The organism is Mycobacterium sp., assembly GCF_029961025.1.
In the GTDB taxonomy this organism is placed as follows: domain Bacteria; phylum Actinomycetota; class Actinomycetes; order Mycobacteriales; family Mycobacteriaceae; genus Mycobacterium.
On sequence record NZ_JASBVP010000011.1, the window covers coordinates 170,143 to 188,501 of the forward strand.

Below are 18,359 nucleotides of genomic sequence, written 5' to 3' on the forward strand. Positions count from 1 at the left end.
GCTGCTCAGCCCGGGCCCATGCCACCCGGGCCCATCATGCCCGGCCCCATGCCGCCCGGGCCCATGCCACCCGGGCCCATCATGCCCGGCCCCATGCCGCCCGGGCCCATCATCCCCGGGCCCATCATGCCTCTCATCCTCGCCGGCATCCCCTCGACGACGAAGTCGGTGACTTCGCGGGCATGAGCACGGATAGCGTCGATGAGATCGGGATCGCTCGCGGTTTCCTCGACCACCACCCCCTTGGGGGTGAAGGTGACCTGACGGTGATACTCGGGAGCCCGGTGGAACAAGGTGGGCAGGCTCGAACTCATGCAGGTCACCTCCGTGCCCTGGTCGAGATGGGAATACATCGATGAGACGTGCGCCTGCACTTCGGCGGCGAGGTCGGGAGAGTCGGATTCGGTGGTGGCGCGGACACCGCCGGGGATGTCTTCGACGGTGCGCCGGAGTTCATTGTGCCGCATGAACATGTTCATGTATTTGCTCATGTCCATGCTCCCCGCGCCGCCGAAACCCGGGCCTTGTGCACGGCCGGCGGGTGTTCCCACGAGGCTGCGCAGGATGTATCCACCAAACAGGCCCGCCCCCGCGGTGCTGAGCACCACAAGGACCGTCCGCCTGGTCATTTTGGTTGCCATATCCGACCGCCTCCCATCCTGGCTGAACTAGATCTCAGCTCGCCGCCAAGACGGCGGTGATTCGGGCCCATGCTCCCGATTCTGCCGGTCGATCCCTGGCGAACATCTGGGCAACTCAACAAATTATCCGCGCGTCTCGCTCTCCCCCCGAAATCATTCGCAGCGGTCCTACGTCCATCGGGTTGGGGACCAATGCCCCATGATCGGCGACTCGGCGTGGGTTAGCGTTCCCGGGTGAGCGAAGGAGAGAACGCAATGCCAGCAGGGATCAAAGAGCACGGGATCGTCGTCGGCGTCGACGGATCGCCTGCGTCCAACGCCGCCGTCGCTTGGGCGGCACGAGACGCGACCATACGTCGCCTTCCGTTAACCATCGTTTACGTGGCGAGTCCCGTCAATCCGCCGTGGCCGCAGGTCTCGGCGACTGAGGGATATGCGGTATGGCAGGAAAACGAGGGCCGCCGGATCCTGGCCGATGCGCTCAAGATAGCCCATGAGGCTGCGAAGACCCAAAACGCTCCAAAGAGCAGCCGCCCGATCGAGATCAAAAGCGAATTGATGTTTTCGCCCACCGTTCCGACGCTGGTTGATTTGTCCAAAGACACCGAAATGATGGCCGTGGGCAGCTCGGGTCACGGGGCATTGGCCCGTGGCTTGCTCGGTTCGGTCAGTGCGAGCCTGGTGCGTAACGCTCACTGCCCCGTTGCGGTCATTCGCGATGAGCAGCCATCAACGCCGGATGTCGCGCAGGCTCCGGTGCTGCTGGGGATTGACGGCTCACCGGCTTCCGAGCTGGCGACGGCGATCGCGTTCGATGAGGCCTCGCGTCGCGACGTCGAGCTCATAGCCGTGCACGCGTGGAGCGACGTCGAGATCTTCGAACTCCCGGGGTTGGACTGGACAGCGGTGAAGGCGGAGGAGGAACGCAGTCTGGCCGAACGGCTGGCCGGTTGGCAAGAACGCTATCCCGACGTAACGGTGCATCGGATTCTGGTTTGTGATCGGCCGGCCCGGGTGCTCGTCGAGAAATCCGAATCCGCGCAACTCGTCGTTGTTGGCAGTCACGGTCGCGGCGGTGTTGCCGGCACGCTCTTGGGCTCGGTCAGCAACGCGGTTGTCCAGTCCGTGCGGGTGCCGGTGATCGTGGCGCGGTCCCCCGTAACCGGCCGAGCGGCCTTGTGAAGCTGACCGACATCCGGGAAAGACGGACTTCGGCCGTCCAGCAGGGTCCAGATCTCGGCGATCACCTGCCTGCAGTCGAGGGTGAATTCGCGCGGGTGAAGCCCCGCTCCTTGGCCACATTGGCCAACAGGCCGCGCAACTGTGGCGCCGGCCACGGTGCAGCCGCGACATCACCGTCCCGATCGGCGTATCCATGATCTCGGCGATCTCCTTGTACGGGAAGCCCTCGACGTCGGCGTAATAGACCGCCATGCGGAACTCTTCCGGCAATGCCTGCAACGCCTCAATGATCTCGGTGTCCGGCAACGCCTCGAGGGCCTCGATTTCGGCCGAACGCAAACCGGTGGAGGAGTGTTCGGCCGTGGACGCCAACTGCCAATCGGTGATCTCCTCGGTCGGATACTCCGGTGGTTGGCGCTGCTTCTTGCGGTAGCTATTGATGTAGGTGTTGGTCAAAATCCGATACAGCCACGCCTTGAGGTTGGTGCCCTGCTTAAAGGACCGGAAACCCGCATAGGCCTTCACCATGGTCTCCTGAAGCAGATCTTCGGCGTCGGCCGGATTGCGCGTCATCCGCAACGCGCCGCCGTAGAGCTGGTCCAGCAACGGAATCGCGTCACGCTCGAAACGCGCCGTCAGCTGTTCGTCGGTTTCCTCGGCGCCGGCGGGCTCCGGACCCTCCGCCACCTCGGGCCCAGTCGCGCCATCGACATCGGCCATGGTGAGAAACACAGTCCCTTCCGCCGCGGTGCCACCGGACGGCCACAGATCGCTCGTTCTATCCGCTCTCCCCTTGCGCTCAGGTAACCGATTGGAAACGGATATTCGATTGGGGAACAGGTAGATTCGTCGATAACAGCGGTGTGACCAACACCGTGCGTGCCCGACAAGCTTATGAAATCGTCGCATCATCACCGCAACATCGATGCTGTTCCCGCGCCGGCAACCCTCTCGGCCGCCGGCGCGGGAATCTTCAGCACCACCGTCGTCAGAGATAACCTTTATGTGACGCGGCCGCCTGATTGGGCATCGTTTTGCCCCCGGCTATCCAGGCGTATCCAGGCATTTATGTAATGCAGCCAAAAATCACTGGTGGTCTGTGGATCTAATATCATCGCCGATGGTTTCCTTCTCTCTCAACAATTTATCAGGTGCATTCTTTGACGGTGCTATCTTTGGTGCGAGAAACCTAGGATTCACCCGCGTAAGTCTCGGTGGCCATCCCTGTGCTTCAGCTGAGCTTCCTGGTCGAATAACCAGGGAAGCATGGCAAGTAGTAACACCAAAAAGAGCAGATCAAAAACAAGAGCCATGTCAATTACCTTCTAACTATTCCGGTCGATCAGTGGAAATACTTATTAAGCTAGCAATACTCTGGAGTGCCCAGGCGATCGAAGTAACCCCGCCATGGGAAAGCTCCTTTCTGACCATTTTCAGATAACTGTTCATTGGCTGGGCGAGCGGCCAACCGGGCTTGAGACCCAGCTAGCTAATGGAACTTCTCAGCGTGTTGATGACCGTCCTCGCCGAACCATGTTTTCAATGGTCAGTAATCCCACGCGGAGTCGGTAGAGATAAATATTCTGTGAGATCACAAAATGATCTTGTGACTCGACGGCGATGTTTGCCGACGCTGTCGGCCAACGGTCTGTGGGTCTTTCGGCCGGCTAAGCGGGGACTTCTGGCCGCTGACTGACGGGAGGGCGACTCCTAGCGTTATCGACAGGCGTTTTGTCGGTGCAACGGCCAACTGAGATCGGAGTGGTCACCGTGAGCCCTTGACCAAATCCCGCAGACCGCTCTGCGCAACGTCGTCGGCCGGCATTCGGTCGACGGGTGCTGGCTTAGACGGCGAAAATCAACGCCAGCATCTCAACGCCAGCATCTGCCAGATACTCGACACCACCACCGTTCTATGGGTCTATGGGGGTACAGGTCACGCCGGTGGAACTGAAGGACATCCAACTGCCCGACGGTATGAGAGGCGCGATGGCCCGCCAAGCCGAGGTCGAGCGCGAGAAGCAAGCCGAAATCGTTGCCCCCGAAGGGGACGTGTGTGCGGCGTTGACCGCACCCTGCCTACCGGTCACCGGTAAGGAGCTGCGATGGAGGAGGTAAGCACGACCAAAACCGGCGTCGGCGACCGGATGATGCTCAGCGTCGACTCGCGACCCGCACGGTGGATGGGCATGCTGGTCCTGGCCGGCGGGTGCGGCTGGCTGATCCTGGTACTGGCACGCAACCATCACACCACCGATTGGCACACCGCGAGCCGCCCGATGTGGTCGTTGTCGGTGTCGGTAATGGCGATTTTCGCCGCGCGCGGAATCCTGTTGGGCCGCCCGGTGACCGTTCCCCACACCGCCGCCGCGGCAGCGCTGCTTTCGGTGGGCCTGGGCGCGCACCTGCTGTCGTTTGGGCTGCCCGGCGACGGGCTGGTCGCGGGCGCCGGCCTGGCGCTGACCTGGCCGATGCCGTCACGGCGGGACCCGGCCGCATTACCGAGAGTGTGGGCGCTAATCGAGGCGACCCACGGTGATCCCCTGGCCCCGTTCGCGATGCACTCGATGAAAAGCTATTACTTCGATGCGGAGGGCGGTGCGGCGATCGCCTATCGGACGCGGCTGGGCTTGGCGGTCGTCAGCGGTGACCCTATCGGTCAGCGCACCCGATTCCCCCAGCTTGTCCGCGACTTCGCGGCGATGTGCCACAGTAGAGGCTGGCGCATCGTCGTTCTGGGCTGCAGCGAGCAGCAGTTGGAATTGTGGCGAGACGCCGCCGTGATCGGCCAGTCGCTGCGGCCGGTGCCCATCGGGCGCGACGTGGTGATCGATGTGGGCCGCTTCAGCATGGTTGGGCGGAAATACCGCAACCTGCGTCAGGCGGTGCAGCGCACGCATAACGCCGGAATCACCACTGAGATCGTGGCCGAACAGGAACTCGAAGACGCGTTGGCAGCGGAACTGGCCGAGGTGCTGTACGCCTCGCATCGCGGGGCGCACGTCGAGCGCGGGTTTTCGATGATTCTCGACCACGCACTCGAGGGGCGCTACCCCGGCATCAAACTGATCATCGCACGGGACCGAGGTGGCCGGGTGCAGGGATTCCAGCGATACGCAACGTCGGGTGGGGGCAGTGACGTGACCCTCGATGTGCCGTGGCGCCGGCCGGGAGCGCCCAACGGGATCGACGAGCGGCTTAGCGTCGACATGATCTATCACTGCAGGAAACAGGGCGGCCGGCGGGTCTCATTGGCGTTCGCGGCGTTTCCTGAAATCTTTGACAACGACGATCGCAGCCCGGTCCAGAATTTCTACTACGCGCTGATCCACCTGGGCCGTTCGCTGATCAGGCTGGAGTCGCTGTATCGCTACCTGCGTAAGTTCCACGCATTCGGGCAGCGCCGCTACGTGCTAGTGTCCAGGCGGCACATCCCCATTGCGTTTGTGGTGCTGTTGTCGCTGGAATTCTTACCGCGCCGGCGGCATCTGCCGCGACCCGGCCAATGCGAAACCGGCAGCGCTTGAGGCCATCCCGCCATCCTGCGGGCACGGCTACCGAATCGCCACGAACGCAACCTCGTTCGGGTAACCAACTTTTAGCCAACACTTGTTGTGTTAAATCCGGATGGTGTGATGAGCGTTCACAAGGCGCCAGTGGAGGGTACGATCGCGGGTACGTTACGGCCGCTGTCCTGTGCTCGGCGCATATCGCGATATCGCCGAACACGGGTGCCTGTCACGTTCGGGTAGCGCGGGAAAGCTGAGGCAGTTATGTCGACGGCGTTCACGGACACGACGGGGACGGCGAACCGGTCGGGGACGCTGGATTTCGCGGTGGGCGGAATGCACTGCAACTCGTGTGCGGTGCGCGTGCAGCGGGTGTTGAGCCGCCAGCCCGGCGTGGCCTCGGCGCAGGTCAACTTCGCGTCGAGCACTGCACATGTGACGCCGTCCCGGGACGACGTGGACCCCGCCGAGTGGTTGGACGCGGTGGCGAAAATGGGCTACCGGTTGACACCGGTGTCCACAGTGGCCGAAGAGGTGCGTGAGGCCGACGAGGGCGAACGGACCGTCGAACGCTCCTGGTCGCGGCGAATGCTGATCGTGTGGCCGCTGGCTGCGGTGGTCATGTGGTTGGCGATGTTTTCCGGTTCGCTGTGTGAGCGGGCGTGGACGCATTGGGTGGAGTTCACGTTGGCCACGCTGATCCTGTTCTATGGCGGGTGGCCGTTTTTGCGAGGGGCAGCGATCCGGGCCCGGCGGGCCGCGGCGAACATGGACACGCTGGTGGCGGTCGGGACACTGACCGCCTACGGGTATTCCACCGTAGGGCTTGCCGTCGGCGGGCATCACTACTTCGAGACCACCGCCGATATCATCGCTTTCGTCGGGTTGGGCCGGTATCTGGAGGCCCGCGCGAAACGGCGCGCCGGCAACGCCTTGCGCTCGCTGCTGGAACTGGGCGCCAAGCAGGCCCGACTGCTGCGTGCGGGAACCGAGGTGCTGGTGCCGGCCGATCAGCTGGTGGTCGGTGACCTGATGCGCATCCGACCGGGTGAGAAGATCCCCACCGACGGTGTGGTTGTGGAGGGCGCGAGCGCGGTCGACGAGTCGATGCTCACCGGAGAGTCGGTGCCGGTGGAGAAGACCGTCGGCGACACCGTGGCCGGCGCGACCATAAACACTTCGGGAGTGCTGACGGTTCGGGCCACCGCGGTCGGCGCCCAGACGGCGCTGGCCCAGATCGTGGAGCAGGTGGCCGCAGCCCGCTCCGGCAGGGGCGCCGCACAACGGCTGGCGGACAAGGTGTCGGCGATCTTTTTGCCCACGGTGATCGGGATCGCGGTGGCGACTCTTGCCGGCTGGTGGGTGATCGCCGCCAATCCGGAGCGGGGGCTGATCGCCGCCGTGGCCGTGGTCATCGTCGCGTGCCCCTGCTCTCTCGGGTTGGCCACCCCGGTCGCGATCATGGTCGGCACCGGGCGCGGTGCCAAACTCGGCATCCTGATCAAGGGGATGGAGGTGTTGGAGCGCACCCGCACCATCACCACCGTGCTCTTCGACAAGACCGGTACTCTCACCGAGGGCCGGATGACTCTCACCGACGTCCGCGGCGCCGAGGGCGTGGACGCCGGGGCGCTGCTGCGGTATGCGGGCGTGGTCGAGGCCGGCAGCGAGCATCCGATCGGCCGGGCCATCGCGGCCGCCGCCCGGGCGGCGAATGAGAAGCTACCGCAGGTCACGCAGTTCGAGGCGCTGGCCGGGCGCGGGGTGCGCGGCGAGGTCGACGGGGTTGCGGTCTGGGTCGGCCAGCGCGCTCTGCTTGCCGAGGCCGGGTTGACGCTGCCCGCAGAGTTGGCCGACATCGCGCCCTCCTGGGAAGCCGACGGCAAAACCGTGGTCTTCGCCGGCTGGGACGGCGCGGTGCGCGGGGTCCTCGCGGTCGCGGACACCCTCAAAGACGGGGCGGCCGAGGTGGTGGCCGACCTGAAGCGGATGGGCCTGACCGTCGCGATGATCACCGGTGATAACGCGCGCACCGCCCATGCCGTCTTCGACCGTGTCGGCGTCGACACCGTGCTGGCCGAGGTGCTGCCCGCCGACAAGCGCGCCGAAGTCCGGCGGCTGCAACAGGCCGGCCAGGTGGTCGCTATGGTGGGCGACGGCGTCAACGACGCGCCCGCGTTGGCCCAAGCCGACCTCGGCATCGCGCTGGGCACCGGCACCGATGTGGCCATCGAGTCCGCCGACCTGACGTTGATGCGTGGCGACCTTGCCGGTGTGCCCACCGCGATCCGGCTTTCCCGCCGCATCTATCGCACCATCTGGCAAAACATGGGCTGGGCGCTGGGCTACAACGCGGCCGCTATCCCCTTGGCCGCGGCCGGCCTGCTCAACCCCATAATTGCGGGCGCGGCGATGGGATTCTCCTCGGTCAGCGTCGTCACCAATGCCTTGCGGCTGATGCGGTTTCGCGATTCGCGCAGCCCGCGGCGCCGATAGTGGGTGAGCGCCCAGCGACACCGTGGTCCGCCTTGCGCAGCCCCGCCCCCACGCATGACAACATAGAAAGCCATGCCGATCCAACGTAGACACCTTCAGGGCGGAAAGGCCGTCAAGAATTTGAGTTGCCCGCCCGCCGGCAAGATCCGGCCCGGTGCATGGTAGCCGCCCGGTGATGGCCGCCAGGGCGTCGCAGCACACCTCAGCGCTGTTCACCGACCTTTACGAGGTCACGATGGCGCAGGGGTACCTCGTCGAACGCATGTCGGGCACGGCGGTCTTTGAAACGTTCTATCGCAAACTTCCCCCCGGCCGATCCTATGTCATGGCCGCCGGCCTGTCGGACGTGCTCGACTTTCTCGAGGATTTTCGCTTCGAGCACGATGACCTTGAGTACCTTCGCGGTTTGGGGCTGTTCACGGAGGAGTTTCTGCGCCGGCTCGCGGAAGTTCGTTTCACCGGAGACGTGTGGGCGGTGCCGGAAGGGACTGTGGTTTTTCCGAACGAGCCGATCGTGCAGATTATCGCGCCGATCCTGGAAGCGCAGCTCGTCGAGACCTTTGTGGTGAACCAGATTCACTTGCAGAGCGTGATCGCCAGCAAGGCGGCGCGGGTGGTGCACGCCGCCCGCGGAGCGATGGTGGTGGATTTCGGGGCGCGACGCGCGCACGGCACCGACGCCGCACTCAAGGTCGCGCGCGCCGGCTATCTCGCCGGAATCGCGGGCACCTCCAACCTGCTCGCGGCCCGCCGATACGGGATACCACCCTTTGGCACCATGGCCCACAGCTTCATTCAGGCGTTCGGTGACGAACGCGGCGCGTTTGACGCGTTCGCCCGGCTTTATCCGGGCACCACGTTACTCGTCGACACCTACGACACACTCGACGGTGTCGATCACGTCATCGAGCTGGCGAAGCGGCTGGGCGACCGCTTCGGGGTGAGCGCGGTCCGGCTGGACTCCGGAGACCTCGGCGCACTGTCGAAGGCCACCCGCGCCAAACTCGACGCGGCGGGGTTGCAGCGGGTCCAAATCGTCGCCTCCTCGGGTCTCGACGAGTATCGGGTGGCAGCGCTCACGAACGAGGGCTGCCCCATCGACGCTTTCGCGGTGGGCACCAAGCTCGTCGTCGCCGCCGATGCCCCCGCGCTCGACATGGCCTACAAGCTGGTGGAATACGACGGCTCCGGGCGGACCAAGCTCTCCAGTGGCAAAGTGATCTACCCGGGACGCAAGCAGGTCTTTCGCAGGCTGGATCGGGGATTCTTCACCGGTGACACGATCGGCACACTCGACGAACGGCTTGACGGTGAGCCGCTGCTGGTGCCCGTCATGAAAAATGGCCGGCGTGTTGCGCAACACGATCCCGGATTGCAGCAGGCGCGACGCTGGGCGCGCCAGCAGGTCGATGCGCTCCCGCCTCAGCTGCGATCGCTGGAAGACACCGGATCGTTCTACCGCGTGGACATTAGTCCGGCGATCACCCGCGAACTCGAACGACTGCGGCGCGCTCGGCAATAGACCGGCGATCCGTGATCATCTCCGAAACAGGTACTGCACGAAGAACAGAACCACGCTGGCCGCGACCGAGATCACAAGCATCGACACGATCGGGATATACACCCGAAGGTTTCCGTGCACGATCCGGATGTCACCGGGAAGGCGACCGAACCACGACAGCCCGCCCGTCCAGACCAGGATGCCCACCACCACAACGGCTATTCCCGCCATCACGATGAACGGGCCTACATTCCGTACCATCGGCTCCTCCGCACCGTGACTCCGCGGGTGTGGATGTGACTCCCCGCTGTGACGGCGCCGAAAATGAATCCACCGACATGAGCGAAGAATGCGACACCGCTACCACCCGAATTCCCCTGGACCAACGCATAATTGCCTTCAACAAACTGGTAGAGAAACCACACTCCCAAAAAGAACCACGCCGGGATGCTGACCGGAAACCACAGCACTAGCGTGCGGATCCATGAATTGGGGTAAAACACGAAATAGGCACCCAGCACGGCGGCTATCGCACCACTGGCCCCCAGGGTGGGGACCCGGGCGTCGGCCGGGGTGCCGAACAGCAGTGTCATCGCGGCCTGGGTCATCGTCGCGAAAAACCCACCGGCGAAATAAAAACCGAGGTAGCGAAACCGTCCGATCGCGTCTTCGACGTTCTTGCCGAAAATCGCCAGGAAGAGCATGTTTCCCAGGATGTGATCCCAGCCGGCATGCAAGAACATCGCGGTGATCCAGCCGATTCCCCACGGTTCCGGTGTGCTGCAGGCGTTGGTGACCGCGCAGGGATAAAACGACGCGTGGCTGATCGCCTCATCGGGGTCCGGGGATTCGTAGAAGAGAAAAACCACGAAGTTGGCAACGATCAGCGTGACGTTGACGAGCGGGAAACGGCGCGCCGGCATACCATCGGAGAACGGGATCATTTGGGCCCCGATCTGCGGATTTATCGGCAGAGCCGACAAACCGGCGCGACAAGCATCCTAATGGCGTGGTGTCGCCGCTCGCGGCGGCCCGAGAACCCGATGAGCGGGCCGCCGAAACCCGCGGCCGCGCTGCCGAGGCGGCTTACCCGGGCCGTATCCCGCTTGGGCCCGGGCGAGACCGCCGGCTGGGTCTTGATTGGTTGGCGAATCAGCACATCAACCACGGCTTTAAGCCTATAGTACGGATCCGTAGCGCAGGTTCTGCTTGGCGGACAAATACTTGGCGGACAAATAGTCGTGATTACCGGACTACCCGACACGGTGCGCGCCTTGTTGCGCGACGAGCCGGTCCCCACCTGGCGGGATCCGATGCTGGCCACGCTGACCGAAAAGCGGTTCTCCGATCCGCGATGGATTTTCGAACCCAAGCTCGACGGCGAGCGGTGCCTGGCCTTCCGCGACGGCAAACGGGTACGGATGATGTCCCGCAATCGCCAACAGCTCAACGAGACCTACCCGGAGCTTGTCGATGCGCTGCGCGAGCAGCACGTGTCTCGGTTCGTCGTCGATGGCGAGATTGTCGCCTTTAAGGGCTCGCACACCAGCTTCGCGCGGCTGCAGCGCCGCATGGGCATCACCGATCCCGAGCGGGCCCGTGGCGCCGGGATACCGGTGTTCTATTACCTGTTCGACCTGCTCCATCTCGACGGGAAGAACACCACCCAATTGCCATTGATGTGGCGGAATAGGTTACTTCAGGATGCATTTGAGTTTCAGGATCCGCTGCGCTACACGCCGCATTCGGTGCAAGACGGCGAGAACGCCTACCGAACGGCATGCAGCCGCGGGGATGAGGGGGTGATCGCGAAACTGGCCGATTCGCGCTACGAGGGCCGACGCTCACCGAATTGGTTGAAATTCAAGTGCGTTCGCGATCAGGAATTTGTCATCGGCGGCTATACCGCCCCTAAGGGCAGCCGAGTCGGGTTGGGTGCGCTGTTGGTCGGCTACTACGAGGGGCCCGACCTCGTCTACGCCGGCAAGGTGGGAACCGGCTTTGACACCGCCACGTTACGCAGCCTGTACCGCCGGCTGTCAGCCATCGAGCAGGATACCTGCCCGTTTACCCGGGGGCGCGTCCACCGGGACGGCGTTCACTGGGTGGCGCCGAAGTTGGTTGCCCAAGTGGGGTTTACCGAGTGGACGCGGGACGGCAAGCTGCGTCATCCCCGCTATACGGGCCTGCGCACCGACAAGGATCCGGGCCAGGTCGTCAGGGAGACGCCCGATACCGCGCAGTAACAGCTGACCATTGCACCGGTACGTCAGGCCGTCGAGGAATTCCGCTGCCGTAGCACCGCCCGGTGATACGTTGTGTAGATCTCGGCCAAGAACTGCTCAACGGCAATCGCCGCGTGTGCCGCGCGGACCGAACCCAGGATATCGAAGCCGTGCTGGGTCAACGGCAATTCGGCGTACACGACGGGCTGCCGACTGACTTGGCGCAACCGGGCCACAAAGCGGCGCGCCTGCTCGACGGGAACCAGCGAGTCGTTGCGGCCGTGCAGCACGAAAAACGGCGGAGCATCGGCACAGACGTGGCTGACCGGTGACGCCGCCGAATACTGCTCCAGGTTCGTCGAGCGGGGTTGTTTGACAACCATTCGCTCCAGCAGTGGCAACAGCATCGGATGCATCGCATCCGGCAAGCCGGTGAAGTCGTAAACCCCGTAGAACGGCACGGCGGCATGCACTCGGGTGTCGACGTCTTCGAATCCCGGCTGAAACTGGGGATCGTTGGGTGTCAGCGCCGCCAGCGACGACAAATGGCCCCCGGCCGAACCCCCGGTAATGGCAATGAAATCAGGGTCGCCGCCGAACTCGGCGATGTGCGCCTTGACCCACGCGAGGGCGCGCTTGACGTCGACGATGTGGTCCGGCCAGGTGTTGCGCGGGCTGTGCCGGTAGTTGATCGCCACACAGATCCAGCCGAGTTCAGCCAGGTGACTCATCAATGGATGGGCCTGGCCGCGTTTGTTTCCCACCGTCCAGGCTCCGCCGGGGATTTGGAACAACACCGGGGCCTTCCCGGTCCGATCCAGATCGGGACGCCGCCAAATGTCCAGGTGGTTCGCGCGGCCATACGGGCCGTAGCTGATGTCGGCGTCGTGCGCATACTGCCGATAGATCCGCATCATGCGCAGCACCCCCGGGGAGGTGGCGGTGCCGCCGCCGGCCGGCCGGCGCCACAGACCCGCCGTGTCGGTGCGGCGCTGGGCCCCCAAGCCGGCGTCCAACGCGGCGGTCAGCACCGCGTTCGCCCGGTGGCCCGCACGACTGAAGTTCAGCAGCCCGAGCGCCGAGAGGCCCGCCACCAACCATGCGGTCAGCCGCACCGGCCGGGTCAGCTCGCCGGGCTGTCAGCGCCAGCCCGGCGAGCTGACTCACCAGTGTCTGCACCGGCAACTCGGTGACAACCAGTCCGAACGCCCACGACCACAACGACGGGTATCCAGAGCGCGCCAGCGGCCGGTACCCGTTGACGGTGGCGGCAGCGGTCACCACGGCGACCGCCAACGCCGCTGCTTGACGAGCGATATGGCTAATCCGAGTGTTTCGCACCCGGCCACCTTACGAAACGCTCGGCCCCGGCTATGACGAGCCGGGTGCCCCACCATCGCCCTGCGGCCCCCGGGCGACGATCACCGGTATCAGCGCGGAGTTCACGACCGCCCGGCTCACCGAACCCAGGAGCATGCCGGGAAATCCGCCGCGGCCGTGGCTGCCCACCACCACCAGCTGAGCCGCGTCCGCCTGTTCGAGCAGCCGGTACGCCGGCCGGTCGGCAACGACGAGTTTGTGCACGACAACATCGGGGTAGCGTTCCCGCCACCCCGACAAACGTTCGGCCAGGACTTCTTGCTCACGGACTTCGAAATCCGCCCACTCGATTGGCGCCTGACCGGGGCGGCCGAACTCGAGCGGACCCATGTCGCTCCAGGCGTGCAGCGCCACCAGGTCCACGCCGCGCCTGGAGGCCTCGTCGAAGGCGATCTCGGTTGCCAACTCCGATGCCGGTGAGCCGTCGATACCGACTACCACGGGGGCCCGCGGCGACCTGGCCTTAAGCGCATCCTCATCGTGGATCACCGCAACCGGGCAGTGCGCGTGGCGCACCAGACCGGAGCTGACCGATCCCAACAAAGCCCGGGCCACCGCGCCCTGACCGCGGCAACCCACCACGACCATGTCAGCCTCCCGGGACAGCTCCACCAGCGTGGGCACGACCGGGGCGTAGCGCACCTCGCTCGTCACCGCCGATGCCCGACGCGGTGCGGTGGCCTCGACCGCGAGCTTATGGGCCGCCTCGAGGATCTCGCGCGCCTGGGCTTCCCGCCGCTCCCAGTAGTCTGAAGCCGCCTGAATTTCCGTCCACCCCTCCGGAGCGACCACCTGCGGCGGAACTACGTGCACCAACTTGAGCGGCACATTACGCATCTCGGCGTCTCGCGCCGCCCATCCGACCGCTGCGGTCGAGGACGGTGAACCATCGACACCGGCCACAATCCCCAGCGGCGCTGGCTGACGCGACATCCCGTCTCCTCCTTAAGCCGCCAAACGAACCGTGCCAGCACCGGCAGCGATCCGCAGGTGGTACTGACGTTAGCCGACCCCCGGCAGCCGGTCAGGAGGCAAAGGTCCCTGATTCGAAGGGCACTACGGAGGTGGCTGCGGGTTTTGCGTCCGCGCGTTCGCCCGACCGAGCACGGGCCGAGCGAGGACTTTAGCCACTATCGGTGCCGGTGTCAGACGCCATAGCGTCGAGTCCATCAGGTATCGCGCAGCACCCAGAACCCCGTAAGGAGGGGACCATGACCGAAACGCCGCAGAAAACGGTGGCAGAACGCCTGGTCGGCTTGTCCGACGACGTGCTCGAATCGCTGGAAACCGGACGCACCGCAGCCATCGAGGCGGTGCGCAAGTTCGTCGATGAGGTGACCCCTGTGGTTGCCGAAGAGGGGCGGCGCAAGAAAGTCGTCGACGCCGCACTGGATTTGGCCGAGGAACTTGTCAAGGCGCATCTCGAGTTCTTGCGCAGCGTGGTGCGAAGCGTTGGTCACACCCTGAGCAAGGAGTAAAGCGAGTAAGTCGGCGTCGGGCTGATCAGCGCGCCCCGCTGTCTCGGCGCCCTGGACGGGAGGAAGCGAGGTGTTGGTGTCCGCTCAGCCCAGCCGTCCCGAGCCGCCCAGCCAGGAGGCACACCGCTCTGAGCTGATACGGCCAGATCCCGTCGCACAGTTACTGCGGCTGGAAAACGAGGTCAACCAGCTGCTGAACCAATTGGGCGAAGCGGAATCGCTGTGGTCACACTCGCTGGCCACGGTGGCCGAAGAGCAGCGCATCAGTGCACGAAATCTCGTGCACTACTGGGCGATCCGGCAAAACGACTTGCGTGATCTGCAGTCGCGCCTGGCCGCGTTCGGCTTGTCGTCGCTGGGCCGCAGCGAGGCCCACGTCGAGGCCACCCTGCTGCTGGTGCGCTCGGCGATCGGTGCGATGCGGGGCAACGGCTGGCACCCACCGCGACCCCCGACGGTGCGAATGGAGGAAGGGATACGGCTGCTGCGCCAGCGAACCATCGCCCTTCTCGGCCCCCAACCCATGGGACGGGTGACCCGCATCATGGTCACCCTTCCCTCCGAGGCCGCCGAAAACGACGGCCTGGTGCGCGAACTGATGCGACGCGGCATGAACCTCGCCCGGATCAACTGCGCCCACGATGACGCGCGGGCGTGGCGGGCAATGGCCCGCAACGTGCGAGGGGCCGCCGAAGCGACCGGCCGAGCGTGCTTGATCGCGATGGATCTGGCCGGACCCAAACTGCGCACCGGCCCATTGCAGCCCGGCCCGCGCGTCGTCAAGCTTCGTCCACGAAAGAACCCTCTCGGGGAAGTCGTTGCTCCGGGCCGGGCGTGGCTGACCGCGGCGGACGAGCCGGTGAGCCCACCCCAGGACGACATGCCGACAATCCCCGTGCCCCGCGATTGGCTGGGTCGCCGCAGAGCAGGGGAGGTGTTGCGGGTGCGCGACACCCGCGGATCTGCTCGTCGCCTGGTGTTGCACGACGCCGAGCAAACACCCACTGGCGTGCCGGGACTGGTCATCACGGCCGACAAGACAACCTATTTGGGGACCGGAACGGTTCTGCACGTCGACGGGGACGACGATCCGGCCGAGATCGGCAAGCTGGCACATGTTCCGCAGAGCCTGCTGTTGCACCGCGGGGATATTCTCAAGCTGACGCGAGACTGCACTCCCGCCCCTGTGCAGCCCGACGGGGTAGCACAAATCGGCTGCACGCTCCCGGAGATCTTCGAATACGCCCGTCCTGGGGAGAGCGTCCAACTCGATGACGGCCGCATCGGCGGCCACATCGTGAGCGTCGACGATGCGGCGTTGAGCATCCGTATCGACCACGCCGCCGACGGCGGGTCCCGGCTTGGCGCCGACAAGGGCATCAACGTCCCCGACACCCACCTGCCGATTCCGGCGCTAACCGCCAAAGACATCGAAGACCTGTCGGTGGTCGCGGAATTAGCCGACGTGGTGGAGATGTCGTTTGTCCGCCACCCCTCGGATGTCGAAAGACTGCTCAGCGAGGTGGACAGGCTCGGCGCGCAACACCTGGGGATCATTCTGAAAATCGAAACCCGGCAGGCGTTTGAGCATCTGCCGCAACTGCTGTTGACCGTGATGCGTCACCCGCGGGCGGGGGTGATGATTGCCCGCGGAGATCTCGCCGTCGAGTGCGGCTTCGATCGGCTGGCGGAATTACAGGAGGAGATCCTCTGGCTGTGCGAGGCCGGCCACCTTCCGGTGGTCTGGGCGACGCAGGTGCTTGAGCAACTGGCGAAAACCGGCAACCCGTCACGCGCGGAAATCAGCGATGCCGCAATGAGCGAGCGGGCCGAGTGCGTGATGCTCAACAAAGGCCCCTACATTGGTGACGCCGTGGTGATCCTCGACAAGATCCTTCGGCGCATGGCAGGACACCACCAAAAACGCACCGGCCTGCTGCGGTCGCTGCGCTCGTGGCGTCCCACCCGCCCGGCTTAAGTCCCGCCTTAGCCCGCGGCACTGTGCACCGGTGCGGGGTAAGGCGCCCCGAAATCGGGTACAACACGGTAGCCGTGCCGCCGGGCAGCGGCCGCGCAGCGCCGCAGCAATGCTCCCAACCCGATGAACGTGGCCTGATCGAAGATCATCGGTGTCAGCAACCGGTTGTGCACGAAACCGAACCCTATTCCGCTGGCCGGGTCGGCCCATCCGATCGATCCGCCTAAACCGGCGTGACCGAACCCGGGCAGCAGGCCCGGGATGGGCACCGCGTGATACCCCATGTGCCAGGACAGCGGCAGGAATAGGTTGTAGTCCGGCCGCAGGCTTGGCCTGCCGGGAAGTCCTGCTACCAGCTCCGAAGACAAAAACTGGAAACCGTCGAGTCGGCCGTGATTGGCGATCGCGCCGTAAAGCCGCGCCAGCGCCCGCGCCGTACAGACCCCGTTGGCCGCCGGTACCTCACCGTCGAGCATTGGGATATCGCCCTGGACAAAGGCTTTCATTCCCGGAAAATACATTGCGCCGAACGCGGCCGAGAACGGGAACGCGGCAATCTTCGGGGCCACGAAATTGACCAGCGGGTTTGCCCGGACACTTTGCGGGATGATGATCTGGGCGGTTTGCGTCGGGGCCGTGGCCGGCGGCCGACCCAGATGCAGCCCGTCGCTGTTCAGCGGTGCCGCCAGTTCCGTGCGGATCAGCTCACCCATCCCCTTGCCGGTGACCGCGCGCGCCAGGCCGGACATCAGCCACCCGTAGGTCAGCGCATGGTAGGCCGGTTTGCCCAGCAGCCGACCCGCTGGCGCCGCCGCCAGCCGGGCCTCCATCAGCCGGGCGTTCATCAACTCGGCACCGCTGACGCCGCCCAGCTGGGATAGCCCGGCGCGGTGACCCATCACGTCCCGAATGGTGATGGCCGACTTGCCGTTGGCGCCGAATTCCGGCCAGTAGTCGGCAACCGGCGCGTCATAGGCGAGCAATCCCCGGTCGACAAGCCGATGAATGACCGTGGACGTTAAACCTTTGGTTACCGAAAACACCATCGCGCCGGTATCCGCCGACCACGCCACCGTGCCGCGGCGATCGGCCCATCCCGTCCACACGTCGACAACCGGTCTGCCGTCGAGATAGACCGAGAGGGCACCGCCACCGAGACGGCGTCCCGGAAACAACCTGGCGAAACTACGTACAACGCATGCAAAATGGGGATCAGCCGCACCCGCAACCCCCGCCGGCAGCCGGCCCTCTGACCGGGAAATGCTTGCCCGCCTCATAAGGCACAGGATCTATCGGCGATGTGTCCCCCGACGAGTGAAGGAGGACCCGAGATCACCGCCATAAGTCACTGGTCAGAAAGGCCGAAAGTCTAATCCCGGTGGGCCTAAAGGCCTATCGAGCTGCGGGGCGACTCCAAAGCCGCGGCGTGCTTATCGATCACGCGCGCCCGCATCGGTGACCGGTGGCCGCCGGTCACCGACCGGTGAGGAATACCAGGCTGAATTTGCCGATCTGGATCTCATCGCCGTTGGCGAGCAGCGCCGAGTCCACCGGTTTGCGGTTGACATAGGTGCCGTTGAGGCTGCCGGTATCGACGATCCGGAATTTGCCGTCTTCCCTGCGGAATTCGGCATGCCTGCGACTGACGGTGACATCGTCGAGAAAGATGTCGCTTTCGGGGTGTCGGCCCGCTGAAACACAGTCGCGATCCAGCAAAAACCGCGACCCGGCGTTGGGACCGCGTCGGACGGCTAACAGCGCCGTCCCGGTGGGCAACTTGTCGGCTGCCCATTCCGCCTCAGCGGTAGCGGCGTCGGTGGGCTCGCGCTCACCGGCAAGATCGGCTCGGAATGTGGCGGTATTGTCCCCGTTGACTTCCTTGGGCATCTGGTCGTTGCCTTAAATGTGGATTGAGAATGTCGGTTTAGCGCATAGCCGCGATGTTCAGCCGGCTCGTCTGGATCTAGGG

Annotated in this window: 14 protein-coding genes and 2 pseudogenes; 8 read left to right on the top strand and 8 right to left on the bottom strand. The window is 64.9% G+C overall.

Translation table 11 applies throughout. The features are described 5' to 3' along the window. Positions 1-5 precede the first annotated feature (5 nt). A complete protein-coding gene (locus tag QJR12_RS13630; protein WP_300583171.1) occupies positions 6-629 on the bottom strand; it encodes a hypothetical protein in 624 nt (207 codons plus the stop codon). A 267-nt stretch (positions 630-896) separates the two neighbouring features. Here QJR12_RS13630 and QJR12_RS13635 point away from each other — a divergent pair, with 267 nt between their 5' ends. Beyond that, positions 897-1,823, top strand: coding sequence for a universal stress protein (locus QJR12_RS13635; RefSeq protein ID WP_300583174.1), 927 nt, complete (start codon positions 897-899; stop codon positions 1,821-1,823). Between the two features lie 61 nt (positions 1,824-1,884). On the opposite strand, the pseudogene QJR12_RS13640 reads toward QJR12_RS13635, so the two are convergent. Continuing rightward, positions 1,885-2,543: pseudogene (locus QJR12_RS13640) on the bottom strand (sigma-70 family RNA polymerase sigma factor). A 1,203-nt stretch (positions 2,544-3,746) separates the two neighbouring features. Here QJR12_RS13640 and QJR12_RS13645 point away from each other — a divergent pair. From QJR12_RS13645 to QJR12_RS13660, 4 genes are all read left to right on the top strand, one after another. Further along, positions 3,747-3,941, top strand: a complete 195-nt coding sequence (locus tag QJR12_RS13645; protein ID WP_300583176.1) for a hypothetical protein — start codon at positions 3,747-3,749, stop codon at positions 3,939-3,941. Beyond that, a complete protein-coding gene (locus QJR12_RS13650) occupies positions 3,929-5,350 on the top strand; it encodes a phosphatidylglycerol lysyltransferase domain-containing protein (RefSeq protein ID WP_300583179.1) in 1,422 nt (473 codons plus the stop codon). Before QJR12_RS13645 ends, QJR12_RS13650 begins: the two co-directional genes overlap by 13 nt. Before the next feature lie 246 nt (positions 5,351-5,596). Next, complete coding sequence (locus QJR12_RS13655; RefSeq protein ID WP_300583182.1) at positions 5,597-7,828, top strand: heavy metal translocating P-type ATPase; 2,232 nt, start codon at positions 5,597-5,599, stop codon at positions 7,826-7,828. Between the two features lie 175 nt (positions 7,829-8,003). Then, complete coding sequence (locus QJR12_RS13660; protein ID WP_300583460.1) at positions 8,004-9,350, top strand: nicotinate phosphoribosyltransferase; 1,347 nt, start codon at positions 8,004-8,006, stop codon at positions 9,348-9,350. Positions 9,351-9,365: 15 nt separating this feature from the next. Here QJR12_RS13660 and QJR12_RS13665 read toward each other — a convergent pair whose 3' ends face one another. Together QJR12_RS13665 and QJR12_RS13670 are read right to left on the bottom strand one after the other, a co-directional pair. Beyond that, on the bottom strand, positions 9,366-9,590 hold the full coding sequence (locus tag QJR12_RS13665; RefSeq protein WP_300583184.1) for a DUF2905 domain-containing protein: 225 nt from the start codon (positions 9,588-9,590) through the stop codon (positions 9,366-9,368). After that, positions 9,575-10,252, bottom strand: coding sequence for a rhomboid family intramembrane serine protease (locus QJR12_RS13670; RefSeq protein ID WP_300583186.1), 678 nt, complete (start codon positions 10,250-10,252; stop codon positions 9,575-9,577). Before QJR12_RS13670 ends, QJR12_RS13665 begins: the two co-directional genes overlap by 16 nt. Before the next feature lie 390 nt (positions 10,253-10,642). Here QJR12_RS13670 and ligD point away from each other — a divergent pair, with 390 nt between their 5' ends. Beyond that, positions 10,643-11,575: a non-homologous end-joining DNA ligase gene (gene ligD, locus QJR12_RS13675; protein ID WP_300583463.1), complete on the top strand. Its 933-nt coding sequence runs from the start codon at positions 10,643-10,645 to the stop codon at positions 11,573-11,575. A gap of 23 nt (positions 11,576-11,598) precedes the next feature. Here ligD and QJR12_RS13680 read toward each other — a convergent pair. After that, a pseudogene (locus tag QJR12_RS13680) lies at positions 11,599-12,895 on the bottom strand (alpha/beta hydrolase). 30 nt (positions 12,896-12,925) lie between these two features. Beyond that, positions 12,926-13,867, bottom strand: a complete 942-nt coding sequence (locus tag QJR12_RS13685) for a universal stress protein (protein WP_300583188.1) — start codon at positions 13,865-13,867, stop codon at positions 12,926-12,928. A gap of 278 nt (positions 13,868-14,145) precedes the next feature. On the opposite strand from QJR12_RS13685, the gene QJR12_RS13690 reads away from it, so the two are divergent. Both QJR12_RS13690 and QJR12_RS13695 read left to right on the top strand, forming a co-directional pair. Beyond that, positions 14,146-14,412: a hypothetical protein gene (locus tag QJR12_RS13690; protein ID WP_300583191.1), complete on the top strand. Its 267-nt coding sequence runs from the start codon at positions 14,146-14,148 to the stop codon at positions 14,410-14,412. Between the two features lie 70 nt (positions 14,413-14,482). Then, positions 14,483-16,390 (top strand): pyruvate kinase, encoded by a 1,908-nt coding sequence (locus tag QJR12_RS13695; protein WP_300583194.1) that lies wholly within the window; start codon positions 14,483-14,485, stop codon positions 16,388-16,390. An 8-nt stretch (positions 16,391-16,398) separates the two neighbouring features. Here QJR12_RS13695 and QJR12_RS13700 read toward each other — a convergent pair whose 3' ends face one another. Both QJR12_RS13700 and QJR12_RS13705 read right to left on the bottom strand, forming a co-directional pair. Next, positions 16,399-17,667 (bottom strand): serine hydrolase domain-containing protein, encoded by a 1,269-nt coding sequence (locus tag QJR12_RS13700; protein WP_300583196.1) that lies wholly within the window; start codon positions 17,665-17,667, stop codon positions 16,399-16,401. Between the two features lie 196 nt (positions 17,668-17,863). Beyond that, a complete protein-coding gene (locus QJR12_RS13705) occupies positions 17,864-18,277 on the bottom strand; it encodes an FHA domain-containing protein (protein WP_300583199.1) in 414 nt (137 codons plus the stop codon). Positions 18,278-18,359 lie beyond the last annotated feature (82 nt).

What these genes read in the sequence shown, in the direction of transcription:
- QJR12_RS13630 (WP_300583171.1), bottom strand. Translation starts at nt 629, where the DNA reads ATGACCAGGCGGACGGTCCTTGTGGTGCTCAGCACCGCGGGGGCGGGC.
- QJR12_RS13635 (WP_300583174.1), top strand. Translation starts at nt 897, where the DNA reads ATGCCAGCAGGGATCAAAGAGCACGGGATCGTCGTCGGCGTCGACGGA.
- QJR12_RS13645 (WP_300583176.1), top strand. Translation starts at nt 3,747, where the DNA reads ATGGGGGTACAGGTCACGCCGGTGGAACTGAAGGACATCCAACTGCCC.
- QJR12_RS13650 (WP_300583179.1), top strand. Translation starts at nt 3,929, where the DNA reads ATGGAGGAGGTAAGCACGACCAAAACCGGCGTCGGCGACCGGATGATG.
- QJR12_RS13655 (WP_300583182.1), top strand. Translation starts at nt 5,597, where the DNA reads ATGTCGACGGCGTTCACGGACACGACGGGGACGGCGAACCGGTCGGGG.
- QJR12_RS13660 (WP_300583460.1), top strand. Translation starts at nt 8,004, where the DNA reads ATGGCCGCCAGGGCGTCGCAGCACACCTCAGCGCTGTTCACCGACCTT.
- QJR12_RS13665 (WP_300583184.1), bottom strand. Translation starts at nt 9,590, where the DNA reads ATGGTACGGAATGTAGGCCCGTTCATCGTGATGGCGGGAATAGCCGTT.
- QJR12_RS13670 (WP_300583186.1), bottom strand. Translation starts at nt 10,252, where the DNA reads ATGCCGGCGCGCCGTTTCCCGCTCGTCAACGTCACGCTGATCGTTGCC.
- ligD (WP_300583463.1), top strand. Translation starts at nt 10,643, where the DNA reads ATGCTGGCCACGCTGACCGAAAAGCGGTTCTCCGATCCGCGATGGATT.
- QJR12_RS13685 (WP_300583188.1), bottom strand. Translation starts at nt 13,867, where the DNA reads ATGTCGCGTCAGCCAGCGCCGCTGGGGATTGTGGCCGGTGTCGATGGT.
- QJR12_RS13690 (WP_300583191.1), top strand. Translation starts at nt 14,146, where the DNA reads ATGACCGAAACGCCGCAGAAAACGGTGGCAGAACGCCTGGTCGGCTTG.
- QJR12_RS13700 (WP_300583196.1), bottom strand. Translation starts at nt 17,667, where the DNA reads ATGAGGCGGGCAAGCATTTCCCGGTCAGAGGGCCGGCTGCCGGCGGGG.
- QJR12_RS13705 (WP_300583199.1), bottom strand. Translation starts at nt 18,277, where the DNA reads ATGCCCAAGGAAGTCAACGGGGACAATACCGCCACATTCCGAGCCGAT.